This window comes from Kitasatospora sp. NBC_01287, from assembly GCF_026340565.1.
Classification (GTDB): Bacteria; Actinomycetota; Actinomycetes; order Streptomycetales; family Streptomycetaceae; genus Kitasatospora.
On sequence record NZ_JAPEPB010000001.1, the window covers coordinates 267,622 to 286,178 of the forward strand.

14 protein-coding genes are annotated in these 18,557 nt (G+C 75.7%); 2 read left to right on the forward strand and 12 right to left on the reverse strand.

What is annotated here, in order from left to right; all coding sequences use genetic code 11:
* Positions 1-43 precede the first annotated feature (43 nt).
* From OG455_RS00760 to OG455_RS00775, 4 genes are all read right to left on the reverse strand, one after another.
* Positions 44-634: a cysteine hydrolase family protein gene (locus tag OG455_RS00760; RefSeq protein ID WP_266289040.1), complete on the reverse strand. Its 591-nt coding sequence runs from the start codon at positions 632-634 to the stop codon at positions 44-46.
* 668 nt (positions 635-1,302) lie between these two features.
* On the reverse strand, positions 1,303-1,818 hold the full coding sequence (locus OG455_RS00765) for a GNAT family N-acetyltransferase (RefSeq protein ID WP_266289042.1): 516 nt from the start codon (positions 1,816-1,818) through the stop codon (positions 1,303-1,305).
* Positions 1,819-1,991: 173 nt separating this feature from the next.
* A complete protein-coding gene (locus OG455_RS00770) occupies positions 1,992-2,687 on the reverse strand; it encodes a GAP family protein (RefSeq protein ID WP_266289044.1) in 696 nt (231 codons plus the stop codon).
* 234 nt (positions 2,688-2,921) lie between these two features.
* Positions 2,922-3,800 carry an NAD-dependent protein deacetylase gene (locus tag OG455_RS00775; RefSeq protein ID WP_266289046.1) on the reverse strand — a complete coding sequence of 293 codons (879 nt, stop codon included), beginning with the start codon at positions 3,798-3,800 and terminating at the stop codon, positions 2,922-2,924.
* Positions 3,801-4,050: 250 nt separating this feature from the next.
* On the opposite strand from OG455_RS00775, the gene OG455_RS00780 reads away from it, so the two are divergent.
* A complete protein-coding gene (locus OG455_RS00780; RefSeq protein WP_266289048.1) occupies positions 4,051-5,442 on the forward strand; it encodes an ATP-binding protein in 1,392 nt (463 codons plus the stop codon).
* 66 nt (positions 5,443-5,508) lie between these two features.
* Here the strand turns inward: OG455_RS00780 and OG455_RS00785 are convergent, their stop codons facing one another.
* The gene (locus tag OG455_RS00785) at positions 5,509-6,108 is read right to left on the reverse strand and encodes a TetR/AcrR family transcriptional regulator (RefSeq protein WP_266300613.1); all 600 of its coding nucleotides are present in this window, start codon (positions 6,106-6,108) and stop codon (positions 5,509-5,511) included.
* A 56-nt stretch (positions 6,109-6,164) separates the two neighbouring features.
* Between OG455_RS00785 and OG455_RS00790 the strand changes: the two genes are divergently transcribed.
* Positions 6,165-7,028 carry an alpha/beta fold hydrolase gene (locus OG455_RS00790; protein ID WP_266289050.1) on the forward strand — a complete coding sequence of 288 codons (864 nt, stop codon included), beginning with the start codon at positions 6,165-6,167 and terminating at the stop codon, positions 7,026-7,028.
* A 69-nt stretch (positions 7,029-7,097) separates the two neighbouring features.
* On the opposite strand, the gene OG455_RS00795 is transcribed toward OG455_RS00790, so the two are convergent.
* The 7 genes from OG455_RS00795 to OG455_RS00825 are packed head-to-tail and all read right to left on the reverse strand — an operon-like array spanning position 7,098 to position 18,555.
* Positions 7,098-9,077, reverse strand: a complete 1,980-nt coding sequence (locus OG455_RS00795) for a TOMM precursor leader peptide-binding protein (RefSeq protein ID WP_266289052.1) — start codon at positions 9,075-9,077, stop codon at positions 7,098-7,100.
* The gene (locus OG455_RS00800; protein WP_266289054.1) at positions 9,070-10,575 is read right to left on the reverse strand and encodes a hypothetical protein; all 1,506 of its coding nucleotides are present in this window, start codon (positions 10,573-10,575) and stop codon (positions 9,070-9,072) included. The genes OG455_RS00795 and OG455_RS00800 overlap by 8 nt, the downstream gene beginning before the upstream one ends.
* Complete coding sequence (locus tag OG455_RS00805) at positions 10,572-12,029, reverse strand: hypothetical protein (protein WP_266289056.1); 1,458 nt, start codon at positions 12,027-12,029, stop codon at positions 10,572-10,574. The genes OG455_RS00800 and OG455_RS00805 overlap by 4 nt, the downstream gene beginning before the upstream one ends.
* Positions 12,026-13,204, reverse strand: a complete 1,179-nt coding sequence (locus OG455_RS00810; protein ID WP_266289058.1) for a thiopeptide maturation pyridine synthase — start codon at positions 13,202-13,204, stop codon at positions 12,026-12,028. Before OG455_RS00810 ends, OG455_RS00805 begins: the two co-directional genes overlap by 4 nt.
* Before the next feature lie 19 nt (positions 13,205-13,223).
* Positions 13,224-14,258 carry a lantibiotic dehydratase C-terminal domain-containing protein gene (locus OG455_RS00815; RefSeq protein ID WP_266289060.1) on the reverse strand — a complete coding sequence of 345 codons (1,035 nt, stop codon included), beginning with the start codon at positions 14,256-14,258 and terminating at the stop codon, positions 13,224-13,226.
* On the reverse strand, positions 14,252-17,173 hold the full coding sequence (locus OG455_RS00820; RefSeq protein ID WP_266289062.1) for a lantibiotic dehydratase: 2,922 nt from the start codon (positions 17,171-17,173) through the stop codon (positions 14,252-14,254). Before OG455_RS00820 ends, OG455_RS00815 begins: the two co-directional genes overlap by 7 nt.
* The gene (locus OG455_RS00825) at positions 17,173-18,555 is read right to left on the reverse strand and encodes a nitroreductase family protein (protein ID WP_266289064.1); all 1,383 of its coding nucleotides are present in this window, start codon (positions 18,553-18,555) and stop codon (positions 17,173-17,175) included. Before OG455_RS00825 ends, OG455_RS00820 begins: the two co-directional genes overlap by 1 nt.
* Positions 18,556-18,557 lie beyond the last annotated feature (2 nt).

The window sequence follows — 18,557 nt, forward strand, 5'->3', positions numbered from 1 at the left end:
CTTCAGGACGTACAGGAGAGGAGGCGGCTGGCGAATCTGCCTGCTACGGAAGGATCTTGACGACCTTGCGGGGCAACTCGCCCTCGGTGTCCAGCACGTCGAAGATCTCCTTCGAGTCGGCGACCGTGGCGCAGTAGCCGCCCAGCCACTCCAGGGCGCGGTCGCGGTCCTCGGCGTTGCCGGAGACGACGCAGTCGGAGGGGACCCAGACGTTGTAGCCGCGGAAGAAGGCGTCGGCGGCGGTGGTCTGCACGCAGATCTGCGTCTGCAGTCCGGTCACCAGGACCGTGTCGATGCCGGCCGCCTGAAGGCGGTCGTGCAGCTCGGTCTCGTAGAAGCCGCTGTCCTTGTTCTTCTCCACGGTCTCGTCGCCGGGCGCGAGGAAGTCGGCGAGGATGGCCGCCCCCTGCGAACCGCGCTGCAGCGGGAGCGTGCCGTCCAGATCGCGCTCCACGTTGGGGTCGTCCGGCAGGTTCACCAGCTGCAGGTGGTAGACGGCGTGGCCGCGACGGCGCATCTCGTCGAGGAAGACGGTGAAGCGCGGCTGCGCCTCGGCCATCGCCGAGGTGCGCTCGGGGGTCTTGTGGACCACGTCGGCCTGCAGGTCGTTGGTGAGTACGGCGATCTTGCCCATGAGGTTCCTTGTGATGACGTGATGACGCGACAACGTGACGAAGAGGAACGAGAGATGGTGCGCCACCGGGCGCCGACCCACCCCCGTGGGGCATGGCGAACCGGTATGAGAGGGCTGCCGACGGCATCGGCGGTCAGCGGGAACGACGGTGACAGCCAGTGAGGAAAACCCTGTTGATCTGGCGTCGATGTGCGGCCCGAAGCCGGTATGACTACTGCTTCCCGGGGCGACGCGCTGACTCTGGCACAGGTGATCAACCACCGTCAAGATCAACATTTCTAAGACTTTCACGAGTTCAGCGCCTTGTGTGGCCCCTCGACGCAGGGCGCCCGCCCGACGCGGGACACCCCGGCGGTGGGGGTCGACGACCCGTTCCACGGCGCCGAGTTGAGCTGACGCTCCGTCACAATGAGCGATGGATGCTCGCGCGAACACGAACGACCGAACCCGGTGGCGGACCGGTCCGGCGCGAAGCGGTCGGCGGCCGTGCGCGAGGCGGGTCGGCCGGCACGGCCGACGTCCTTCTCAGAAAAAGCCGTTGTGGTGGCGCTTGCCCGACTTCGGTGCACTGCGGGCGACTCGTGCGCAGATGGCCGCCGGTGCGGCAGCTGTCCGCGGCGGCAGGATCCGCGCCCGATGGCCAACCCCGGGCGCGGAAACCGGGGACGCTACGACAGGTCCTTGCCCATCAGCCGGCACACCGTCTCGTACCGCTGGATCGAACCGTCCGCCGCCTGCACGTCCCAGGCGTCGGGTCGGCGGTCATAGGCCGTGTAGCCGAGCCGCTCGTACAGCGCGCGGGCCCGCGGATTGCTCTCCTCGACCCTCAGCTCGGCGCGCGTCAGCCCCCGCGCGCGGATCCGCTCCTCGGCGACCCGGATGAGCAGGGTGCCCAGCCCGCAGGAGCGCAGCGCCGGGTGCACCCCCAGCTGCCACAGCACGCCCGCGCCGGGGATCACCTGGTAGTTGACGCCGCCGACGGCCACCGGAAGTCCGGCCGCCGTGCGGAGAGCCAGGTAGTCCACCTCGCCGGCCGCCGCCCGCTCCAACGCCACCGCCACGGAGGCCAGGTGCGTGGCGGAGCCGGCCCACGCGCAGTCCGGGAGATCGGCGGGCGTCAGGTCGTCGACGCGGACCCGCAGGAGGACCTCGGTCCCGTCACCCTCGGCGCGCGGCTGGCTCATGCTCCCATCCCATCAGGACCGTGGTGGGTGCGGCCAGCGGTTTTCCGGGGAGCGACGGCGGGGAGCGGGGTACTGGGAGCGGCGGACCGGGCAGCGCCCCGGGACCAGGCACAGCGCCCGGGGGGCCGCCGGGAGTGCCCGCCGAGCGGGGCCCGCGAGCGGGAGCCGTCCGTTCAGCTGACGAGCTGGTAGATGCTCTTGCTCACCAGCCACAGGCCCGCGACCAGTGAGATCGCCACGACCGCCTGATCGGTGTGGCCCTCGACCCACCGGCGCACCGCGTCGAGCCGGTGCCCGGCGGCCTGCGGGGCGAAGGCGGTGTACAGCTCCATCGCGAGGATGCTCGCGGTGGCCAGCAGGCAGAAGCCGAGCAGGGCCAGGTAGGAGGCGATGCCGGAGAGCCGCAGGCGGACCACCGTCGCGGCCCCCGCCGCCACCAGCCCCCATGGCTGGAGGAGGACGCCGAAGCCCGCGGCCGTCCAGGCGGAGACGTCGTGCAGCCGTGTCAGCAGGCTCGCGGCCCGGCGCGACCTCCCGTCCACGTTCCCGACCCCGCTCCCGCTCCCCTGCCCGGCCCGGGCCCCGGTCCTCCGGCGTCGCCGGTACTCGCCGTAGCCGATCATCGCGACGCCGATGGCGAGTTTGAGGGCCTCGGCGCCGGTCGACGGCGCGGTGTGCGACCGCGGCGGCGTACCTCCGGTGCCCAGCAGGACGGCCGCGACGACCAGGACCAGGCACGCCAGCCAGGCCAGCACGAAGGCCAGGCCCTTGCGCACGCCCCGGCGCGCGGTGAGGATCAGGATGAAGGCGGTGTTGTGGAGCGGACCGAGCGTGATCGCCAGTCCGATGATGAAGAGGTCCAGCACCATCCTCGACGCTCCTCACCCAGGGACCGGGGGCCTGCCCCCGCGGCAGCCACGGCCCCCGACGAGCCCCCTACCGCCAGGATGCTTCCGGCCCGCCCCCACCGCACCCGGGGCACACGCCGCGGCGGGTGGCCACGGCGTGGGCGCCGCTCCCCCTCGGACAGACCCAGGCTCGGACGGACCTAGGCTCGGACAGACCCGGGCTCGGACCGAACCCGGGCTCGGACAGACCCGGGCTCAGACAGAGCCGAACTGCCGCGCCAGCTCCGTCAGCGCCGCGCCCAGGGGCAGCGCGACGGTGGCCGTCGCGTAGGCGTCACCGCGCGTCGCGCCCTGGTTCACGATCACGACGGGCTTGCCGGCCTTCGCGGCGTGGCGCACGAAGCGCAGTCCGGACATGACCGCCAGGGAGGAGCCGAGCACCAGCAGCGCCCGCGCGCCGTCCACCAGCGCGTAGCATCGCTCGACCCGGGGCTTGGGGACGTTCTCGCCGAAGAAGACCACGTCCGGCTTGAGGATCCCGCCGCACGCCTCGCAGGGGGCGATCCGGAAGCCCGCCACCAGCTCGTCCGGGAGCTCGACGTCACCGTCCGGGTTGGCCCGGAAGCTCGTCTCCCCCAGCGGCCCGTTCAGCGCGTGCAGTCGGTGGTCGAGTTCCTCTCGCGTGCTGCGGCGCCCGCAGCCCAGGCAGAGCACCCGGTCGAGGCCGCCGTGCAGCTCCACCGTGTCGAGGGTGCCGGCCGCCCGGTGCAGGCCGTCCACGTTCTGGGTGATCACCGCGACGATGTGGCCGCTGCGGCGCAGCTCCTGCACGGCGTGGTGCCCGGCGTTGGGCTCGGCCCTGGCGATGGAGCGCCAGCCCGCGTGGCTGCGCGCCCAGTACCTGCGGCGGCCCGCCTCGCTCGCCGTGAACTCCTGGTAGGTCATGGGGCGGTGGCGGCGCAGGCTGCCGGTGGCGCCGCGGTAGTCGGGAATGCCCGACTCGGTCGACAGCCCCGCGCCGCTCAACACCACGACACCGCGCCCGGTCAGCAGGTCCGCGACCTGCGGCAGTCCGCCGGGGTGGGGCACGGGTCCGGCCACGGCCGGCCCGTCGAGCCTCGGATGCACGCGCATGCGGACAGTTTACCGAGGGCGTCCGGGGCAACCGGCCCGGCGGACGGAGCACCCACGGAGCACCGCCGGACCGCCGCCGGACCACCGCCCGGACAGCCGCCCGGACAGCCGCCGGGACAGCCGATCCGGGCGCCGCACCGCCAGCGACGGTCCGTACGAGTGCGCGCCCGCGGTTGTCCTCCGCGGCGCGCGCCGCGCCACCCGCACCGGCCCTAGCGTCGGCGTCCACCAACTGCGAGGGGCGGTACCCATGAACTGGCTGATCCACGACTACCGCGAGGACGACCTCGCCGATGTCGTCCACCTGATCGACAGCACGGCCGGGCTCGGACAGGAGTCGGTCTTCTCGCTCGCCGAGTGCATCAGCGCGCTGACCGCCCACCCCCAGGCCCCGGGCGCGAGCGGCGTGGGTGCCGAGGCCGGTGGTGGCGGCGGTACCGGTGGGAGCGGCGGCGGCCCCAGGCCCGCCGTGGTCGCCGTGCGCGGCGGCGCCACGATCGGCGCCGCGCTGGCGTGCACCGCGGGCGAGCGGGCCTGGGTGATGCGCATCGCCATCGCCCCCGCCTGGCGCGGACGCGGCCTGGCCAGCGCGCTGCTGCGCGAGCTGGAGCGCCGCCTGGTCGCCCTGCGGATCCGCCGGATCGCCTACGTGCTGCCCGAGGAGGAGTTGCTCGGCGAGGGGCTGAGCAACGCGGGATACACCCGCCACCCCGCCGCCGCCTACTTCGAGAAGGCCGAGCCCGCCGCCGGAACGGCCGTCGACCTGCTGGAGGAGCTGGGCGGCCGGCTGCTGCCGGGCGACCTGTGGGAGCGGGTGGCCGGCATGGAGGCCGAGAAGGACCTGATCGAGCGCCGGATCGTGCGCCCCCTCGCCGAACCCGAGCTGGCCGCCCGGCACGGGGTGCGCCCGCCGCGCGCGATCGCCCTCTTCGGCCCGCCCGGGACCGGCAAGACCACCTTCGCCCGGGCCATCGCCTCCCGCCTGGGCTGGCCGTTCGTGGAGCTGCTGCCCTCCCGGCTGGCCGACCAGGGCAATCCGGCCGCCGCGCTGCGCACCGCCTTCGCCCGGATCGGCGAGCTGGAGCGGGTGCTGGTCTTCATCGACGAGGTCGAGGAGATCGCCCCGGCCCGCGGCCTGGGCGCCGGTCAGGCGGACGGGCGCGGGCGATCCGAGGCCGCGGCCGCGGCGCACGGTGTCACCAACGAACTGCTCAAGATCATCCCCGGCTTCCGCGAGCGCGACGAGCGACTGCTGGTCTGCGCGACCAACTCGGTCCGCTCGCTGGACCAGGCCTTCCTGCGGCACGGCCGGTTCGACTACCTGGTGCCGATCGGCACCCCGGACGCCGCCGCCCGGGCGGCCATCTGGCGCCGGCACGCCGCCGACCGCCCCACCGTCGACCTGGACGCGCTGGTCGCCGCGAGCGCGTCCTTCACCCCCGCCGACATCGAGCACGCCGCCCGCGGCGCGGCCCAGGCCGCCTTCGAACGCGACCTGGCCCGCCCGGTCCCCGGCCCGCCCGAGAGCGCCGGCGCGAGCACCGAGGACTACCTCGCCGCGACCGCCCGCTGCCGCCCGACGGTCACCCCGGCCATGATCGAGGAGTTCACCGCCGACATCGCCACCCATGCCCGGATCTGACGAGGCGTCAATTCGGTTCGCTGAGGCCGGAACAGGCGGGGACGGGACGGGCGTCCCCGGCGCCCCTCACCGCGGTCGGAACAGCTCGTCCAGGTGGTGGGCGAGGACCGCCAGCGCTTCGTCACCGGTGCGCTGGCCGCCCAGCACGCTCGAACCGAGGCCGTTGACCATGGCCAGCAGTCCGGCCGCCGTCATCTCGGGGTTCCCGCCGGGGTCGGTCTCCCCGGACTGCTGGGCGGCGCGGATCTGCCGGGCGAGGAAGCCCTCCAGCAGGTCGGGCTGGGCCGTCCCGTGCTTCGCCAGCACGTCGGGATCGCTGAGCACCAGCGTGTAGTACGCGGCGTAGGTCCTGGTGATCCGGCGGCTCTCCGGGTCGGTCGGCAGGACGCACGAGAGGACCGCGGTCACGATGCCGCGCGGCGTGGGCGGCGAGCCCGCCGCACCGATCCACTCCTCCATTCGAGCCTGCAGTTGGGCGGCGAGCCGGGCCAGGGCGTCCAGCAGCAGCGCTTCCTTGGTCGTGAAGTAGTACTGCACCAGCCGCAGGGAGACGCCGGCCTCGGCGGCGACCGCCCGCATGCTGGCCGACTGCAGGCCCTGGGTGTCGGCGATGCGCAGCAGCGCCTCGGCGATCTGCCGTCTGCGTTCCTCGTGGTCGACCCGCACGGTCATGGCTGAGACCTCCCTGGTACACCCGTATCATGCCGTGATACACATGTATCATGCGAATCAGCGAGTTCAAGAACGACCAGGCCAGGGACCGTTTCCACGCCGCGTACGAGCGGACCCTCGCGGAACTCTGGCCCGGGCCGCGGACGGCGCTCGATGTTCCGACGGCGTTCGGGACCACCCGCGTCTACCGGACCGGCCCGCGGAGCGGCGAGCCGATCGTGCTGCTGTCCGGCTCCGGCGGGAACGCGCTGATGTGGCACCGGTACATCGACAGGCTGGCCCGCCACCGCCCGGTCATCGCCGTCGACCCGGTCGGCGAACCGGGCGCGAGCGTGCAGACCGCCCCGATCGGCGGCGGCGAGGACGGCGCCGCCTGGCTGGACGAACTCCTGGCCGAGCTGGAGGTGACGGCCGCCCAGGTCGTCGGCTGCTCCTTCGGCGGCTGGCTGGCGCTCAACCACCAGATCCACCGCCCCGGCCGGACCGCTTCCCTCACCCTGGTCGACCCGGCCGGCTTCGCCGGCTACGGTCCCCGGTTCTACGCCTGGCTGATCGCCGGCGGCCTGGCCGCCGCCGCGCCGCGACCGCTGCGTCCCCGGCTGGCCCGTCTGGTCGGCAACAGCACCATCCTGGAGAGCCAACTGATGAGCCTGATGCGCGCGTCGATGGGATTTCGCCGCGCGCTCCCGGTGCCCCCGGTCTTCTCCGACGAGGAGCTGCGCCGCCTGAACGTCCCGGCGCTGTTCCTGCTCGGGGCGCGCAGTGCCATGCACGACTCGCGCGAGGTCGCCGACCGCATCGGCAAGCTCGTGCCCACGGCCACGGTGGAGATCGTGCCGGGCGCCGGCCACGCGCTGCCGACCGACCGGCCGGACCTGGTGGCCGAGCGCATCCTCCGCACCGCCGCGCGGTAGTGCCGCCGCACCGTCGCGTCACGCACGGCGGCACGCCGTCAGGGCCCGCGACGCGCGTGGCGGGGCCGGTCACGGGAACGGGTGCGGCTCCGGATTCACCTCCTCGGCAGTCAGCGGCCGCTCGGCGTGGCCGAGGGTGAGCGGGGCGGCGCGGACCCGGTCCAGGCCCGCGATGCGGCGCAGGTGGTGGCCGAAGGTCATCGGCAGCAGCCCGGGGACCAGGGTCTTGACGCAGGAGAGCCCGGCGGCGGTGTGGACCGGGGTGGTCTGGTCGACCACGATCGCTTCGAGGCCGGTCGCGGCGAAGCGGCCCACCAGTTCGTCCAGGTCGGCGCGCAGGTCGGCGTGGCGGGGCCAGGCGTACCGGTCGGCCAGCTCGCGCACGTTCCGTCGTTCGCGGGGCGGGTGGCCGTCGGGCGCGAGCAGGAAGTCGAGGCGGCGGGCGGCGACCGGGTCGCAGTAGAGGAGCGCGTGATCGTCCATCAGCCGGACCTGCTCGGCGTCCTCGCGCATCCGGACGGCGTCCGCGTGGCGCTGCGGGTAGATGATCCGGTAGGCCTCGATGGCGGTGACCAGTTCGTGGAGCGCCCCGAAGATGCCGCGTTCCGGGTCGAGCCCGGAGCCGCCCGCGCAGAGCACGCTGGGGCGGTGGGCCTCGGAAGTGCCCACGGCCCCGGCTTGCCGCTCGGTGTCCACGGCGGCGGCCCAGAAGCTGGGGACGCCCTCCGCGCCGGTCACGTCGAAGACCTCGACGCGGTAGCCGGTGCGTTCGTGGATCCGGTCGGCGAGCAGGCCGATCCGGCGGTCGCGCGCGGTGCGCAGGTCGAGCGCGGGAGCCGGCAGCCGCGCGTACCAGGTGAGCAGGAAGGCGTCGCGCTCGGCGAGTTCCAGCAGGCCGTACAGGGCGGCCTCCTCCACGCAGCCGCCGAGCGCGCAGCCGTTGGAGATCTCGGAGACGAAGGGCCGGGACCCCGGTGCGTGCCGGCCCAGGCGGTAGTAGGCGAGGCTCTCGGGAACCAGGACCGGCCGCTCGCGGGTGAGCGAGTAGCCCCAGACCCAGGGCATGACGAGCTCGGGGTGGTAGGCCTGGAACGGGAAGCCGGGCTGCTGGTAGCGGTGCGGTTCGTGGCCGCCCACGCTCGCCGGGTCCAGGACGCCCGCGGGGTCCTGGGCCGCGAGCTCGCGGTGGCTCGCCCGCACCGCGGTCCGGTGGCCGCCCGGGCGGCCACCGCCCAGTCGCTCCAGTGCCTCGGCGATCGCGGTCACCTTGGCGCTGTGGAAGTCCAGGGCCCGTCCGTAGCCGCCGTCGACCGACTCCGGCGGGCCGACCTTGGCCTCGGCGAACGGCAGCGTGTGCAGGCCGCGGGTCCGCAGGCCCTTGATGACACCGGTCTCGTCGTCGGCGAGGAGGGCTTCCAGTTCGGCCGTCGCGGTGCGCAGGTCGCGCACCCGCAGGACGGATGGGTCCGGCTTGGGCCGGGCGACCCGCGGGATCACGGCGGCGGTCCGGGAGTCCTCGGGCAGGGCGCCGCAGTGCGGGCAGTGCGGGTCGGGCAGGAAGGTGTGCCGGGAGATCCGCAGGTCGGCCAGGCGGAGCACGGTGACGGCGCGCGCGGCCGGCCCCGCCTCGGCGAGCCGGCCAAGGGCCAGCGAGGCGGCGAGGTCGGCGGCGAGCGGGGTGAGCAGCGGGGAGGCGCTGCCGGTGAGCCGGGTGCCGTGGGCCGCGAGCAGGGCGGCGTCCTCGGCCGCGTCCGCCCGCGCCCCGGCGCGGCGGGCGGCGAGGCACTGGTCGCAGCCGGGGACGCCGGGGCGCACCAGCGCGCCGATGACCACGCGGTCGATCTCGGCGACGACGGACAGTCGGCCCGTCGCGGCATCGGCGCTCTCCGCCGCCAGCAGCTCCGCCCCGGCGTCGGGCGTGTCGGCCGCGAGCAGGCGGATGCCGGGCCGGGCCGGTGACCCCTCGTCGAGTCGCCGGGCGAGGGCCTGGCCGAGCAGGCCGCCGTCGTGCCGCAGGCGGGTGCCGGCCGGCAGGAGTGTCTCAGTCATCGCAGCCCACGGCCTTCACGAGATAGGGCAGGACCCGGGTGGCGGCCGGGTCGTGGTCGAGCGGGACGATCAGGACGGTTCCGCCGCGGGCCGCGGCGGGCAGGTCGCGGCGGGCCGCCTCCACCGCCTCGTCGAAGGTGGTACCGGAGCCGAGGCCGCGCACCGCACGCCTACCGTGGGCGAAGACGCTGGCCGCCGGCAGCAGCCGGGTCGTGCGGCGCTCCGGCGACCAGGCCCGGACGGCCGGTCCGTCCGAGGTCGGGACGTAGCGCCGGGGATCCGCGGCGAGGTGGGCGTAGCGCTCCAGGGCGCGCCGCGCCGTCCGGACGCGGGCGGCGGCGAAGTCCGCCCCGGTGGCGTGGACGCGGTGGCCGGCCCGGCCGGTGCGCGGGTCGCGCACCAGGGCGGTGGAGCTGTGCCGGGGGAACTGCGGCAGCCCGCCTTCGTCCAGCTCGGCGATCAGCCCGGTGAGCGGGTCGATGCAGAGCGCGGCCCGCCGGGAGAACTCCTCGGGGCCCACCGCCGGGCCGCCACGCAGCGCCTCGATCACGGCGAGGAACTCCGACTCGCCCGAAGGCGCCGCCGGCCGGGCGGCGGGGTGCGGCTGGTAGCGGTGCCGGGTGGTGGTCAGCGTCTGCCGGTCCAGGCGGACCAGCTGGTCGGCGGCGTCCTGGTCCTGGGTGAGGAAGGTCTGCTGGAAGTGGTGGGCGAGCAGCGCGGCGGCCACCTCGACTCCCTCGACCCCCTCGGCGCTGCGTGCGGCGGCAGCGGCGGTGCCCGGGGCCCGGCCGTCGAGCGGACCGCCGTGCACGCGCAGCCAGGCACCGAGCCAGCCGCCGTCGACCCGGTCGAGGCCGTGATCCAGGCCGTGATGGAGGCCGTGATCCAGGCCGTGATCCAGGCCGGCGGCGGGGCCGGGGCCGAGGACCGGGCCGAGCCACCAGGCGTCCGCGTCGCTCACCGCGGCGGCGAACCAGAGGCCCTGCTCGCGGCAGCGCTCGTCGAGCGCGGCGACGAGCGGCGGATCGTCACCCGCGGTGAGCAGCAGCAGGACGTCGTGCCGGCCGGCGGTCGCGGCGGCCCGGGCCTCGGCGGGGTCGGTGACGAGCGTGGTGGCGCGCACGCCGGTGAGTCGCAGCGCGCCGTCCAGCGCGCGGCCGCCCCGCGCGGTGGCCAGGATCAGCACCCGCAGCTCCGGATGGGCCGCCGCGCGCCGGGCCGGCCCCGGGTCGGCCCGGTCCTCCAGCAGCCCGTGCTCGTCCAGGCGTCGCAGCACGCCGAGGATCAGCGGGCGGCGGGTGTCGTCGAGGCCGTCGAGCAATTGGGCCACCGTGCGCGTGCCGTCCAGGAACGGGGTGAGCCGGTCGATCCAGCCGGCGATGCCGGGGGTGGCGATCAGCTCGGTGCCCCGGCTGGAGCGCACGTAGGCGGTGCCGCTGCCGCTCGGCACCAGGAACACGTCCGGACGCAGGCGGGGGGCGGAGTTCGGTGAGATCACCGGTGGCCTCCGGTGGGGAGAAGGTGGTGGGCGGGTGCGCCGGAGCCGCGTTCCGGCCCGATCAGGGCGGCCAGCAGTGCGGTGCGCTCCGGCGGGGTTCGCAGCAGGCGGTCGGTCCCCTCGGTGACGAAGTCGCAGCGCAGCCCGGCGCCGAGGCCGGTGTGCGCGGCGGCCAGGCCGATCCGCTGGCCGAGGATGCCGGCGCGCAGGTTGAGCATCCGGTACCAGCGGTCGCCGTACTCCTGGTAGCCCTGTTCGTAGTCGCCGACCACGAGCAGCGCGCAGGCGGACTCGAAGCCGGCCAGTTCGCCCGGCCCACCGGGCGGGAACAGGTCGCGGGGCGTGGCGCCCAGGGCCAGCGGGACCAGTTCCCCGGTCCGCGGGTCGTACCGGTGGCAGCCGGGATCCAGCCCGGTCACCCGGCCGGCCACGACGTACAGCTCGCAGCCGGCGTCGCCGGGGTCACCCACGCCGCCGGGACCGTCGAGCTCGTCGTGCGGGAACGGGGCCGTCGCGTGGGCGAGCAGGTCGGCCAGCCGCGCGAGCGGCACCGGGGTCGGCTCGAACCCGCTCCGGGCCGAACGGCGGTCCAGCAGCGCGGCGGTGCGCACGACCGGGCCGACCGGACCGGAGGTGACGACCGCGTGGACGCGCTCCGCCCGCGGGTCGAGCCCGAGCAGCCCGCCCAACGCCTGGTCGGCGAAGAGCCCGTGCGCGGTCGGCCGGGCGCCCGCCGCGGCCAGCAGGGTGAGCGCCTGCCCCGCGAGGACGCCGGTGTCGAGCGCCTGCAGCCGGTGGCCGAACGGCCCGTACCGGGCCAGGTTGGCGTCCTGCCGGGAGGTGATCAGCAGGACCAGCTCCGGCTGCCCGGCCGGGGGCCGGCCAGGCCGTGTCTGACACGTCGCGGGCCCGGCGGGAGTTGTCGGACACGGCCTGAGCGCGCCCGCCAGGTCGGCCCGCAGGTCGGCCGCGGAGAGGAGTTCGAGGGCGTGGGCCGCCGGCAGGTAGTGGCAGAGCCCGAAGGCGGTGGCCGCGTACACCTCACCCGGATAGGCCCCGCCGCCGGAGGGGACGGGCCGGCCGGGGCCGACCCCGGCGCCGGTCCAGTCGATCCGGGTGACGCCGCCCAGCAGTGCCAGCAGCGATCCGAGGTTTCCGATCGCCACTTGGTCGTGTTGAGTTGACGATGAGTCAGCTGATGAGGCGTCGGACAGTGACGGGCCGGGCGGGAACGGCAGCGGGATGACGGGGGTGCCGGGGTGGTGCTTGGGCGGGGTGTTGCCCGCCGCGAGGTCGATCGCGGGCAGCACGCTGCCGTACCGGGCGTGGTAGCGGCGCGCCGCGGCGCCGCCGGTGTCGGCGGTGTCGGCGATGTCGCTGCTGTCGCTGCTGTCGCTGCTGTCGGCGGGCAACGGGTGGGCGTCGAGGTCCGTGGCCGGGTCGGTGGTCGTCATCCGCGAGCCTGCGGCGCGACGACGTCCTGCGGTGCGGCGTCCTGCGGTGCGATGTCCTGCGCGGCGGTGGCGAGCACCAGTTGGAGGGCGCTGACGCCGTACACCTCCTCCACCGCGTTCGCGGCGAGGTGGCAGAGCAGGTAGCGGGTCAGGCCGGGGATCCCGAGCCGGGTGAGGTGCAGGTAGGTGTAGTTGAGCATCAGGCGGTAGCGCAGGAAGCGTGGATCCCGGTACATCATCTGCTTGTACACGGCACTGTCGGCAACCGCCTGGTGCAGCGGGCTGGCGGCGAGCAGGTCGCCGATGCCGTTCTCCTCGTCGTCCGGGATGGGCGCCTCGGGAATCTCGCCGGCCTCGTACAGCTCGGTCCACCGCCCGCCCAGCGGGTCGATCGCCGCGACCCAGCCGCGCGGTGCCTCACCCTCCGGATCAGCCGCGCCGGGCTCGAAGGCGGCGACCACGGAGCGGACCTGCGCGGTGAGCACCTCGTGGTTGGCCGCGTACCGCTGCTCGAAGGCCGCACGGGTCCGCGGCCCGGCCGTGCTCAGATAGCCCTCGGCATGGGAGCGGAAGGAGACGAAGCCGCGCCGGATCGAGGCGTCCTCGGGATGCCGGCAGAGCATGTGCGCGGTGGCGAGCATCAGCCGCAGCGCCAGCGTCTCGCGCGGGACACCGGCCGCGACGGCCGCCAGGTGGTCGAAGAGCAGCCCGTTGGTCCGCTCGTAGAACAGGGCGAGCTCGTCCGCGCCGACCGGGCAGCCCAGCACCTCGATCCGGCGGTCGTGCTCCTCCCAGGTGATCGAGTTGTCCGGGTAGAACGGGGTGAGCGGGCCGGGCTCCCGCTCCGCCTCGGCAAGCCGGCGGTGCAACGGCAGCAGGGCGGCCTCGTCGAGCGCCGGAGCGGTGGACGGGTGCTCGCGCAGGTGACCGCCGACGAGTTCGGCCACCGCCGGCTCCACCAGCTCGGCGAATGCCTCGGGGGTGGCCTGGACGACCAGGCGCAGATGGGGTCCACGGCGCCAGTGCCGCAGCACGTAGACCGACTGGACGCGCCCGGCGCAGCGCTCGATCACCGGCCGCACCGCGCGCAGGATCAACTCGTCGGTGCCGTCGCCGAAGTAGGCGATGTGGGCCGCGCGCCACCGCGGTTCGGCCGCCGGTGATGTCTGTGCCATGGCAGGTCCCTCGTCCTTCTCAGTCGTCGTGACCGGCGTCGTCGTGACCGGCGTCGTCGTGACCGGCGTCGTCGTGACCGGCGTCGTCGTGGCCGGCGTCGTCGTGGCCGGCTCCCTGGTGGCCGGCTCCCTGGTGGCCGGCGCGAACGGCTCCGGCGGCCGGTTCGGCCGCCGCGAGCCGGGCCAGACCGCGCAGCGTCGCCTCCTGGTCGAGTCGCACGCCCAGGCGGTTGCAGGCCAGATGGGCCAGGTGGCCGGCCAGCCGGTCGGGGCTCCCGGCGTCGCCCCGGGTCCCACCCCGGGCCTGGGCCTGGGCCTCGTCCTGGGCCTCGTCCTGGGCCCGCCGGAGGGCGGCGAGCCAACGGGTGACCGGGTCCGCGTCGGCCCCGCCGGCCGCCGCCGTGAGCGCGGCGGCGCGCGCCGCGCGGGCGACGGGCAGCAGGGCGGCCCGCCGCTGCCGGTACTGCTCGGCCACGCCCGGCGGCACCTCCGCCGGCGGGCGGGCCTGCGAGCCCTCGCTGCCGACCAGCAGGGCGAAGCAGTGCGCGAGCCGCCGCGCCGGGCTCCAATCGGCCAGGACGGCAGTCGTCGCCAGCTCGCTGCAGGTCGCGAAGCACTCCTCGGCGGCCCGCAGCGCGGCGCCGTGGCCGTACTTCCCGTGCTCGGGCCGGTAGGGGACGAAGGCCAGGCTGTCGTTGGCGGCCAGCGTGCCGGGCTCGCTCTCCGGCTCCAGAGCGGCGAACCGCTGTGCCAGCTCCTGATATTGACGCTCCGTCATGGGCCTTGACAGCGGCAGCTCCTGGAAGAGTGCCGTGGCGTGCCCGGCGAGCACCGCGCGTGCCGCGGACTCGGCCCGCGGCTCCACCAGGCGCACCCGCAGGCGCAGATGGGGGCCGCGCTGCCAGTGGCGGAGGAAGAAGTAGTGGTCGGCCAGTCCGCGTCGCCGCAACTCCTCGACGGCGGTCGGGAGCAGTCGGCGCACCACGAGGTCGAGCGGGTGGGCGGTGAACACGTGGGCGCTGACCCAGTGGTCCTCGGGCTCTCGGCTCAGCATGCGTCGGGGCACCGTTCGGTCGTCGGGGCGGTCGGCTCCGCCGAAGCCGTCAGGCCCGTCGAGTCCGTGGAGTCCGTGGAGTCCGTGGAGTCCGTGGAGTCCGTGGAGTCCGTGGAGTCCGTCAGGCTCGTCAGGCCCGTCAACGGGTCGTCCCCGGCGGGCAGTTCGATCAGGAACTCGGCCGCGTGGCGCCGCCCGTCCCGGTGGGCGGGGGCCTGGTGCAGCTCGGGGAGGGCCTCGGTGAGCAGCAGCGGCCGCCCGGTGGCCGCCGCGTGTTCGAAGAGGCGCAGCAGGTGCGGGTGGCCGAAGTCGAGGTACACCGGCTTGCGGTCCTTGTCGTGCAGCGCGGGGCCGGCGAACCCCTCGGCGGGCCGCTGGGTGAGGGTGCGCAGGAAGCAGCGCAGCGGCAGGCCGTGCGTCTCACGCCAGCCGTGGACCCGGACCAGGTACCCGGCGTCCGTCTCCCCGGCGGCGCGGGCGGGCGCTCGGCCGCCCGCCACGAACCAGCACGCCCGGCGCAGCACCACCGACCCAAGGGCGAGCCGGGCCACCCGCCGGGGCGCGTCCGGCGCCGGTGCCGGGGTTCCGGGCCGGCTTGGGCTCGGCGGACCGCTTCGCCACAGCTGCGGCCAATCCGACCAGAGGACGTAGGAGGTCTGGCCGAAGGCCTCCACCAGGAGCCGGGCCGGCAGCGGGAGCAGCGGAGTGGCGAGCAGGCCAAGGTGGAGCGGTCGCACCACCCGGCCGGTGACGCGGTGGACGAGACGGAGCCGCTCTGCCTGCCGATCGTGCACCACCTCCAGGTCGGCGGGGCGGAGCAGGTGGCCGGATGCCCGGTCCGAGAGGGAGCCGTCCAGGTCGATCGCGTCCCGGGTCGCCGGTGCCCGCTGGTTGAGGGCGCTGCCGAAGACGGCGTCGAACTCGGCGTACTGCGCGGCCCCCGGGCCGAGGTCGGGTGCGCCCAGGATGCCGGGGTCCGGTGCGCCGAGGGTGGCGCCGAGCAGCTGGGCGATCCTGCTGCGGCCGGTGCCGTGGCCGCAGGTGACCGTGTTGAGGACAAGGCCGAGCCCGGCGGGCGTGCCGGGCAGCGCCTGGACGTAGTAGGCGTGGCGGTCACCGGCGGTGTGCGGGTCGGGCCAGTCGCCGCACAGCGCGCGCACGGCCTGCGGCGCCAGGCGGACCGTGCCGTCGGCGTCCTCGGGCGTGTCCGCGATCAGGCCGTGCAGCGCGTCCCGCCGCCGCGCGTCGCGCTCGGTCGGGGCGTCCGTGGTCGCGTCGGCCCACCAAGCGCCGAAGTCCCGCAGGAAAGCGGTGAACGGCCGCCGGAAGCCCGCGCCGTAGGCGGTCACGGCGCGCTGGTGGAGCGCCGCGCGCCGGGGGCCGAGAGTGTCGAAGGGGGCGAGCAGCGCGGGCACCAGGGCGAGGTCGGCGAGGGCCGGCTGCCAGGCGTCCCGGTCGAGGGTGGCGGCGGTGCCGGTCACCACGGTGTGGTGGAAGTACCGGGTGCCGCCCTCGGGTTCCTCTCCCGGGCCGAGCAGCCCCAGCCGCCGGGCGGCGTCCGCGGTGCGCGCGTGCAGGGTCGCCGCGATGGCGCGGTGCTCGGCCGGGGCGGCCGACCGGGCGGCGTCGAGCTGGTCGCGGATCGTCCGCAGGTCGTCCAGCAGGCCGACCAGGCGCTCACCGCGCTCCCCCTCGGGCACCCGCTCGTCGAGCCAGGCGGTCAGCGCCGTGGCGGTGAGGCGCTGGTCCGGCAGATCGGGGCGGACTTCGAGCAGACCGAGCCGGACCAGCCGCGCCAGCACCGCGTCCACCCGTCCCGCCCCATCGGCGGAACCGGCGGCGGAACCGCCGGAACCAGCGGCGGAACCGGCGCCGGAACCAGCGGCAGATCCGGTAACAGATCCGGTCGCGGATCCGGCAGGAGCACCGAGCAGCGCGCGCAGGCCGGCCGGCGTCCCCGCCTCCCGCGCCGCCGCCAGGATCGCCCCGAGCGCGGGCGTGGCCGGCAGCGAGCGCACCTCGCCCGAGGGCCCGGGGACGGTGAAGAGCCAGTGGTCCCCGTCGGCGGACGGTACCAGGGTGGCCAGCGGGTTGACGCGCAGTCGGACCGCCGCGTCGAGCTCGGGCAGGTGGGCGAGGGCGGCCGCGATCCGGGAGAGCGGGAGCAGGCCGACCTCGACCACGCCGGCCCTGGCCGTGCTCTCCAGGCGCACGGCGGGGCCGGTGGCTCCCGTGCTCGCGCCGCTCCCGGCCGCGTGCGCCGTCCAGCGGCCGAAGCCGCCGGCGGCGAAGGTGGTCAGCGGGCTGGGCTTGGCCACCGCCCTGGCCGCGTACTTCGCCAGCCGCACGGCCGCACGGTCCAGCGGCCGCCGCCCGGACGCGAGGTGCTCGCGGCGCAGCCAGCGCAGCACGTCGTCGTAGAGGTCCGGGCTGGCGTAACCGAGGCCGACCGCGAACGCGGGGTCCCGCGCGAGTGCGCCCAGGGCCGCGGCGGCCTCCCGGGTCTCCGCGGGCAGGGTGTGCGTCAGCCGCGCGAACAACTCGTCACGGGTCTGGCGGTGGGCGGCGTGACGGTGGATCCGGTCGGTCAGGTCCGGGCCGACCACCTCCGGCGGCGCCGCCGCGTCCAGCAGGACGAGGACCCGGGCGCCCTGGTGCACGGCCCGGCGCAGACCGACCAGCCGTGCCTTGTGCGGGCGCGCCCGTTCGGTGCCGATCAGGGCGTGCAGCGCGTCACCGATCCCGGCGGCGTCGGCGCGGATCGCCCGGTCCGCCGCGACGATCCGCAGCGCGAGGTCGGTGCTCAGCGGGATCCGGGAGCCGTCCAGGGCGTCGGCGGTGAGTCCCGCGAGGCGCACGCCCACCGGTTCCTGGCCGGTCTGCGCCGCCGACGGGCGCGGTGCGCGGGCCGCCATCAGAACACCACCGGGAGCCGGAAGCCGGCGGCCGGCTTCGCCGCGCCGATCGCCACCTGGAACAGCACGGTCTCCTCGTCGACGGTCAGGCCGAGCAGTCGCTCGGCGGTGGCGGCGTCGTAGCCGTTGTGCACCCGGGCGGTCAGTCCGTGGCGCGCCGCGACCACGCACACCAGGTGGGCAGCCGCCCCCGCGCTCAGGTGCAGCTGACGGAACGCGTCCGCGCCGGAGCGGGCGAGCGCGGTGCCGCGCCGCACGGCCAGGTAGGCGACGCAGGCGACGGTGCGGAAGTTCAGCGACACCCGCCCCTCGGTCTGCCCGATCCGTTCGAGCAGCGGCACCGGGTCGCCGTCCCGGACCGGCCGCCAGTGGTCGCCGGTGTGGACGTAGTGCCCGGCAGGCGTGCCGGCGACCTGACGGACCAGCAGGTGGCAGGAGAAGTCCGCGGAGGGTGCGGTGGCGAGGGCGGCGCCGAGGTCGTCGAGCAGCGCGCGCGGGGCGGCCACCGGTTCGGGGTCGAAGATCGCGGCACCGGAGTGGCGGGCGCGCAGCACGGCGGCCGCGTCCGGCGGGATCCACGGCCGGCGCGCCTCGGGTGCCCCGGGCACGGCGGCCTGCGGCGCGGACCCGGTCGGCGGGGCGTCACCCAGTTCCAGATACCCCATCGGGTGCTCTCCGGCGGGCGTCCAGCCGTCGCAGAGGGCGAGCAGGATCTCGCGGTCGAGCCCCGGCCGGGTGCGCAGGCCGAGCGCGGCGGCCACCAGGTGCACGGCGCCGAGCAGCATCCCCGCCTCCTGCGCGCAGAGTCGTGGGGCGTAGTCGCCGTAGAGCTGGGCCGTGCGGGCGAACCGGCTGGTGATCACCAGGAACCGGGCCGACCCGGCGCCGCCCGGCGGGTCCGTGGCAGCTTCGTCTCCCACCGCTCCTTGCAGCAGGGCGAGTTGGTGGTGCAGCGGGTCGAAGCGGTACACCGCGGCCGCGCGGTGTCCGCCGCCCGGGGCGGGCACGACCAGGGAGAGCTCACTCGGGTAGCGGCAGCGCGCGGAGGCTACGGCGCGGTGCAGCGGCCAGCCGCCCGGGGTCAGGTCGTGCTGGATCAGGCCGCAGGAGTAGTGCAGCAGCGCGGCGAGGACGGCCGGGTCCGCCAGGCCCGCCGGTCCGGCCGACCGGCCCCGGCGCACGGGCCGCAGGCGCAGCGGCGGCGCGGCCAGCGGGAAGCGCCGCCCGCCGGGGAGCCCAGCGGGGAGCACGACCGGATCGGCCTCGGCCGCGCCGGGAGCAGCCCCTGGAGCACTCGCCCCGGTGGCGAGCGTGGCGGGGATCGACCGGCGGGAGTAGACCGCCTCCGACCACAGGGTCAGCGGGAACGGGTGCGGGGTCATCG

Coding starts and splice junctions, on each gene's coding strand:
- OG455_RS00760 (WP_266289040.1), bottom strand. CDS start 634: ATGGGCAAGATCGCCGTACTCACCAACGACCTGCAGGCCGACGTGGTC.
- OG455_RS00765 (WP_266289042.1), bottom strand. CDS start 1,818: ATGAGCCAGCCGCGCGCCGAGGGTGACGGGACCGAGGTCCTCCTGCGG.
- OG455_RS00770 (WP_266289044.1), bottom strand. CDS start 2,687: ATGGTGCTGGACCTCTTCATCATCGGACTGGCGATCACGCTCGGTCCG.
- OG455_RS00775 (WP_266289046.1), bottom strand. CDS start 3,800: ATGCGCGTGCATCCGAGGCTCGACGGGCCGGCCGTGGCCGGACCCGTG.
- OG455_RS00780 (WP_266289048.1), top strand. CDS start 4,051: ATGAACTGGCTGATCCACGACTACCGCGAGGACGACCTCGCCGATGTC.
- OG455_RS00790 (WP_266289050.1), top strand. CDS start 6,165: ATGCGAATCAGCGAGTTCAAGAACGACCAGGCCAGGGACCGTTTCCAC.
- OG455_RS00795 (WP_266289052.1), bottom strand. CDS start 9,077: ATGACTGAGACACTCCTGCCGGCCGGCACCCGCCTGCGGCACGACGGC.
- OG455_RS00805 (WP_266289056.1), bottom strand. CDS start 12,029: ATGACGACCACCGACCCGGCCACGGACCTCGACGCCCACCCGTTGCCC.
- OG455_RS00810 (WP_266289058.1), bottom strand. CDS start 13,204: ATGGCACAGACATCACCGGCGGCCGAACCGCGGTGGCGCGCGGCCCAC.
- OG455_RS00815 (WP_266289060.1), bottom strand. CDS start 14,258: ATGCTGAGCCGAGAGCCCGAGGACCACTGGGTCAGCGCCCACGTGTTC.
- OG455_RS00820 (WP_266289062.1), bottom strand. CDS start 17,173: ATGGCGGCCCGCGCACCGCGCCCGTCGGCGGCGCAGACCGGCCAGGAA.
- OG455_RS00825 (WP_266289064.1), bottom strand. CDS start 18,555: ATGACCCCGCACCCGTTCCCGCTGACCCTGTGGTCGGAGGCGGTCTAC.